The sequence below is a fragment of the Nostoc flagelliforme FACHB-838 genome (assembly GCF_014698065.1).
GTDB lineage: Bacteria > Cyanobacteriota > Cyanobacteriia > Cyanobacteriales > Nostocaceae > Nostoc > Nostoc flagelliforme_B.
Genome location: NZ_JACJSI010000395.1, coordinates 1 through 5,313, shown reverse-complemented (window position 1 = coordinate 5,313; position 5,313 = coordinate 1). Strand labels below are relative to the sequence as shown.

The window sequence follows — 5,313 nt, the reverse complement described above, 5'->3', positions numbered from 1 at the left end:
TTGGCTGGTCTGTATGATGGTAATCCCAAGCGCCACACAACCAAACCAACAGCAGAAAAGTTGTTGAATGCTTTCAATGGTATAACAATGTATTTTCATCGAGACGGCAGCTACGAAATGACTCAACTCGGTGAACTTCAACAACAAATTTTAACTCTGATGGGAATACCGCAGTCACTTTACACTTTCCCTTACCTTGTACCTGGATAAGTGCTTACCAGAATCCTATCTAATTAAGCTCCATAAGCTTTACAGTGCATTAATTCCTCTTCTAGCTTTTTAAATCAGCGAACCGACCGTAAAGAGTTCCGATTAGACTTGCACTAGTCAAAGCTTTTTATTTTTCGCACCCAATTCCATCTCCATCTTTGTCAAAACCATGAGGGTCAGGTGGCAAGACTCTAAACCTTCTTTGGGTGATATCTCGGCAATTTAAATCGGGTGAATTTTTGGTCAGACAAAAATCTGGATAAGAGGGATCACAATTATTCTGTTGCTGCGGTTGAATCGGCACTGATGTTGTCTTTTGGGTAGCTCTGTGGCGGAAGTCCCAAGGCATTACGGGATTGGGCTGGCTCCAAAACGCTAAACGCTTTTGTTTGGCGGTGTTTTCACCCTGCAACAAAGTATCTCTAGACTCCCGACAGCTTTTGAGATACTGACGATAGACCATAGCTTGTCCTTCTTGCACCATATTCACATTGACACTGCGATTACCAACAAATACCTCTGCAACTAAGCGCTTGTATTTATCAGTTTCTACAGCACGTAGGGTGATGTCCCACTGGCAGCAATTGTTTAAGTCTTGCTGATGATTGCTGCCCCCAAGGGCTTTGTTTCATCTCTGGTGCATCAATGCAAGCCAGGCGAACAGTCACAGTTTTGTTACCAGTTCTCACCCGTATAGTGTCACCGTCACCCACGCTTACAACTGTAGCGGTAAGGTTGTTGGCAAATACGGGTAACGACATTTGAGCTAAAAGCAAAGCGCCAACGCCAATCAAGCGAACTTTAAAAACCATTTGTACTAAAAATCACTCTAAACTTCCTTTAGGATTCCCAATTTCAGCCAAGCGATCGCTAGTTAATTCACAAATTAGTCTTATGTTTTAAAGTAGAAAATATTATCGAGTCTACTTTTCTTTGATTTTAGTTTTTTATTCTTCATCTTTAGTGGGAAGAGAACGAATTAATTCCCGGATCACATCAGTTGCTGGTCTGCCAGTATTTGAACAGTATTTTTCCAGCTTCTCTGCTTCACTGGAGGTAAGATTGATTGTAAGCCGTTTAACAGCCCATTTTTTATTCATAATATTAGAAAAGTTAGATTTCGCAACTACTTCTCTAATATCAATCACTTAATCTGTTACTACATGGGTATCAATAATGATTTTTAATTTAAGAGATGATGAAGCAAAGTAATATATTTTTTTAAATAATAGTGAGAACGTAAAGTCTATTTTAGGGTATGAAGTTCCAGCCCATTAAGAACAATAATTATTAAGACACTATCAAGAAAGTATAAAATACTTTCAGACAAAATAGGTACTCCAGTCAAGTAAGTTTTTATCGTTTCTTAAAAAAGCATTGGCAGCATTTTGATATACACAGTAGCCAAAGCTACAGCACTCTTGTTAGAGATTAAGGCGATTAAGGAAGCGATCGCTTGGAACAGGCAGTAAACTGGTACTATGCCAAAAATTCTAGAGTACGATTGCTGTCTCCTCTACTCACATGATCCTCACATAGTCTGTGCCGTTCACCCAAGACTCCACACAGGGGAATAATTGTTTGGACTTTCGAGAATACCCCCAAGCAAAGGAACTATGGCAACTACAAGGGGCAAGCTACTACAATGGCAAATTAATATTGCAACCCCAGTAACGCTGGACACACGAACAGCAGATGGAACTGATTGATTGGCATTTTATCTATAAGAAGCCAACTACAAGTCCAATTCCAGTATGATGATTGAGGTTTGAGTACGGTCAAGGGACTATATAATATTGTCATTAAGACGTTCTGATCTCGAATCTAGACGCTTGCAGCAGACTATCCTACAGTCTGGCACTGGTGTAATCTTAACTGAAGCTCAGTTACAAGAATCGCTTAACCAAACACTTGGTCAACAAAAGGCAAATTCTGATGTTTGGTTGTTTGCCTATGGCTCACTCATTTGGAACCCGATCTTTAAATTTGCAGAACAGCGTATTGGTAAAGTTTACGGCTGGCATCGTAGTTTTTGCCTGTGGGTTCCTCAAGGTCGTGGAACACCATCCAATCGAGGATTAGTATTAGGTTTAGATAGTGGTGGTAGCTGTCGAGGTATTGCCTACCGAATAGCTGCTGCGGATGTATCATCAGAACTACCACTGCTTTGGCGACGAGAAATGGTAGTCGGTTGTTATATCCCTCATTGGGTGAAAGTTTTTGATGGTGTTCAACAATTACCAGCGATTACCTTTGTCATCAACCGTCAGCATCGTGCTTATACTGGCAAGATTTCAAAAGAAACAATAATTAACAGTATTGCCACAGCATCTGGTGAGCTTGGTTCTTGCGCTGATTACCTGATGCAAACTGTTAACGGATTAATGAAAGTTGGAATCAAAGATCAGCAACTGCTTTGGCTTTCCAAGCAGGTGTCAGCCCGGCTGGATGAGTTTCTTATTTGACCGGGGCTACACCTCAAGGTTGCATTGTATTGTGTTTTAGTAAAAGCGCTGCTTTTAGAGTAAAAGTACACAAGCAAAACTAAACTACTATTAATCGGTAAGTTTGCAGTATATTGCGCTAAAAAGTTTATAATAGCCATATTACAAAAGTTCTGGATTAGCACAGTAAAATATGACATTGAAAAATACTTTTGGTGAATATAGTTTTGTCACTAAATTAGACGTTACTAATCTTGAAGCTAGTGCCGAGTGGTACAAGTCCAAGCTTGGGTTAGTTCCTGAAGAAAAATATGACACACCTAGCTGGAGACAGTTTAGTTTTCCTGATATTCCACGCTTTGCAATCGGATTGAACTTGAGTGACTCAGTTGAAACAGGTAATACTGTTAGTACCTTTGTTGTTAATGATATAGTTACTGCTCGTCAAAGCCTGACTGAAAAGGGAGTCTCAGTTGGACCAATTACAGATGTTGGTCATGGAGTGCAATTATCCACTTTCAAGGATATTGACGGAAATTTGTTAGGGATTCGGCAAAATCCGCAGTCTTAGCCTGGATTTAAAGCTAAATCGCGGAATTAGGCAGGGATATGATTTCATCTGCAATTTAACCTAACTGTCTTAGTGGTGGATCAGCCTAGATAATTTGTAAAACGAATCTTGACCCAAAATTTCCCGCTAACTTCCCAATCATGACTCCAATAGTCCACCTCAGTAGAACTTTTGGTAATCAAAGGGGGAGGTGGAATTAACAGTAACTTAATTTTATTTTAAAGGCTCTTCATTACTTGTTATGCTAAAAACGCTTATAAAATAGCTCAGATTCCTTACAGGGCAAGAAAGATAGCTTTTAAGCTTGGATTTTGAGCCTTTGGAATAAAATTAAGGTTAAAACTACCCAAAAGCCTTGCTATTAAAGGTAAATCTCGAATTATTACTTCAATTTCAGCATAACACCTACGGAAGAGCCATTTTAAATTAACAATGTACTATGTAGAAGTTGCTTTTCTTGGAAAAAATGGAACTAAGAAAAACTAAACTAGTTAAAAATTGTTTAAGGATAACTAGATTAGTTATGCAGGCTAGTCACTTCTCTTCATAGAAGTGGAATTAATCGCATACTAAACCTGAAAAATTGAAGAAAGATTAATAGACTTGTCCGAAAACTCCAAAGCCAGACTGTTCAAAGCTTTGAGAGCAAGCTTTGATATCTCCGTGAAAACGTAATCATAAGGCTTTGAGATAGTTACTTATAGTTTAGAACCATAAATAATACTCCTTAGTTATCTAAGTTAGCATTACTATTAATAGTAATTAATTTGGTAAAACTAAACTGCCAATTCTTAGCCTAACTAACCCACAAACTGTTAAGATAATCTGTTCATAAGTATCAATCCTTAAGCGAAATCTTTGTGAGGCTATGCGAAATATTTTCAGCAACCGAATTAAATGCTCAATAAATATCCGATTACTAGATAAAGCTTTGTTTTCATCTTTCTGCTGTTGGGTTAATTCTTGTTTCGGTTTTCTTTTGTGAGGGGTAGTAATATTCTCACCACCTTGATACGCCTTATCTCCTGAGAATGGCTGAGATTTATCAAATTTTTCCTGAGATTTACGGAACATTTTTATATCTGCTGTTGGGCCACGAGCGCCTACTTCTACTTCGACAATATCTTTAGCTTCTGGTAGCCCAATTACTTGACTTTTTAAAGTATGTTGTCTTTTCTTTCCAGAAAAATATTCTTGTTGCTCTTTTTGGTCAGAAGGTCTATATATTGGCTGTTCTAGGCTATCAACTAATAACCTGAAATTAGTTAACACTTCTTGAACAAATAGTAAATCACTTTCATTATTTGAGACTTGTTCTAATAAACTGGAGGGTAAGATATCTCGCAGGGTTAGCGCGTCTCAAACCCTATTGACAGGGGGATTATGGCAGAGGTACTGAGTTTGAGAGAGCCGCAGCTAACACAGAGAGCATATAGCGATCGTTCATCGCTGCTCGTCGTGATTTTTGGCGAATACTGCGACGAAAAGACGATTCTCGCTCCAATGCATTAAGAGCAATGCGACGTAGTAAAGCAAAGTTTTGTGGACTGTGTAAAGAACGAATTCGGCATTCATCAAGAGTGGAAAGTAACATCCAATGTCCAATGAACAGAATTTTCTATTCCCCAATGCTGTCGAATTGCACTAGCAATCTTGTTTGCATCATTAATAAGGCTAGTAATGTAAAATTGCACTTCGTGTGTAGTTTTATTCCAATGCTGAATCGAACGTACTACCATGACTATTGTTTTTAGTCCTCCCCATAAATCTAGTTGATAAAGTCCAGGAATCTGTGACACAGGTACGGTGTAAACTGTACGTTTTTCGATGCGGTAATGTCCTTTTTCAATACGTTGACTAATACTGATATCAATATCTTTAAATCCAATGGATTGTGCTGCCTCAAACCAATTTTTTACTTGTTGATGGAGTGTTGGGTGATTATCTTTCAGACTGAGAATATAATCCGCATCAGCTGCAATAATTTTCTCGGCAATCAGTTTCTGTGTACCCATCGCATCAATGGTAATGATGCAGCCAGAGATGTCTAATATGTCCAATAGTGCTGGAATTGCAGTGATTTCATTT

The 5,313-nt window shown here is 38.5% G+C and carries 6 protein-coding genes and 2 pseudogenes; 3 read left to right on the top strand and 5 right to left on the bottom strand.

Annotated features, from left to right (window positions below; translation table 11 throughout):
* A pseudogene (locus H6G97_RS44720) lies at positions 1 to 210 on the top strand (hypothetical protein); the annotation flags it as partial.
* A 127-nt stretch (positions 211 to 337) separates the two neighbouring features.
* Here H6G97_RS44720 and H6G97_RS54140 read toward each other — a convergent pair.
* The 3 genes from H6G97_RS54140 to H6G97_RS44710 form a co-directional block, all read right to left on the bottom strand.
* Entirely contained in the window at positions 338 to 778 is a 441-nt protein-coding gene (locus H6G97_RS54140; RefSeq protein WP_338421984.1) for a thermonuclease family protein, read from the bottom strand.
* Positions 753 to 1,022 carry a thermonuclease family protein gene (locus tag H6G97_RS54135; protein WP_242056043.1) on the bottom strand — a complete coding sequence of 90 codons (270 nt, stop codon included), beginning with the start codon at positions 1,020 to 1,022 and terminating at the stop codon, positions 753 to 755. The genes H6G97_RS54140 and H6G97_RS54135 overlap by 26 nt, the downstream gene beginning before the upstream one ends.
* Before the next feature lie 135 nt (positions 1,023 to 1,157).
* Positions 1,158 to 1,310, bottom strand: coding sequence for a ribbon-helix-helix domain-containing protein (locus tag H6G97_RS44710; RefSeq protein ID WP_190946899.1), 153 nt, complete (start codon positions 1,308 to 1,310; stop codon positions 1,158 to 1,160).
* A 696-nt stretch (positions 1,311 to 2,006) separates the two neighbouring features.
* Here H6G97_RS44710 and H6G97_RS44705 point away from each other — a divergent pair.
* Together H6G97_RS44705 and H6G97_RS44700 are read left to right on the top strand one after the other, a co-directional pair.
* Positions 2,007 to 2,675, top strand: a complete 669-nt coding sequence (locus tag H6G97_RS44705) for a gamma-glutamylcyclotransferase (protein WP_190946898.1) — start codon at positions 2,007 to 2,009, stop codon at positions 2,673 to 2,675.
* A gap of 172 nt (positions 2,676 to 2,847) precedes the next feature.
* Positions 2,848 to 3,225, top strand: a complete 378-nt coding sequence (locus H6G97_RS44700; protein ID WP_190946897.1) for a VOC family protein — start codon at positions 2,848 to 2,850, stop codon at positions 3,223 to 3,225.
* Positions 3,226 to 3,987: 762 nt separating this feature from the next.
* Here H6G97_RS44700 and H6G97_RS44695 read toward each other — a convergent pair.
* Complete coding sequence (locus H6G97_RS44695) at positions 3,988 to 4,497, bottom strand: HARBI1 family protein (protein WP_338421983.1); 510 nt, start codon at positions 4,495 to 4,497, stop codon at positions 3,988 to 3,990.
* Between the two features lie 109 nt (positions 4,498 to 4,606).
* A pseudogene (locus H6G97_RS44690) lies at positions 4,607 to 5,313 on the bottom strand (ISAs1 family transposase); the annotation flags it as partial.

Coding starts and splice junctions, on each gene's coding strand:
- H6G97_RS54135 (WP_242056043.1), bottom strand. CDS start 1,022: ATGGTTTTTAAAGTTCGCTTGATTGGCGTTGGCGCTTTGCTTTTAGCT.
- H6G97_RS44710 (WP_190946899.1), bottom strand. CDS start 1,310: ATGAATAAAAAATGGGCTGTTAAACGGCTTACAATCAATCTTACCTCC.
- H6G97_RS44700 (WP_190946897.1), top strand. CDS start 2,848: ATGACATTGAAAAATACTTTTGGTGAATATAGTTTTGTCACTAAATTA.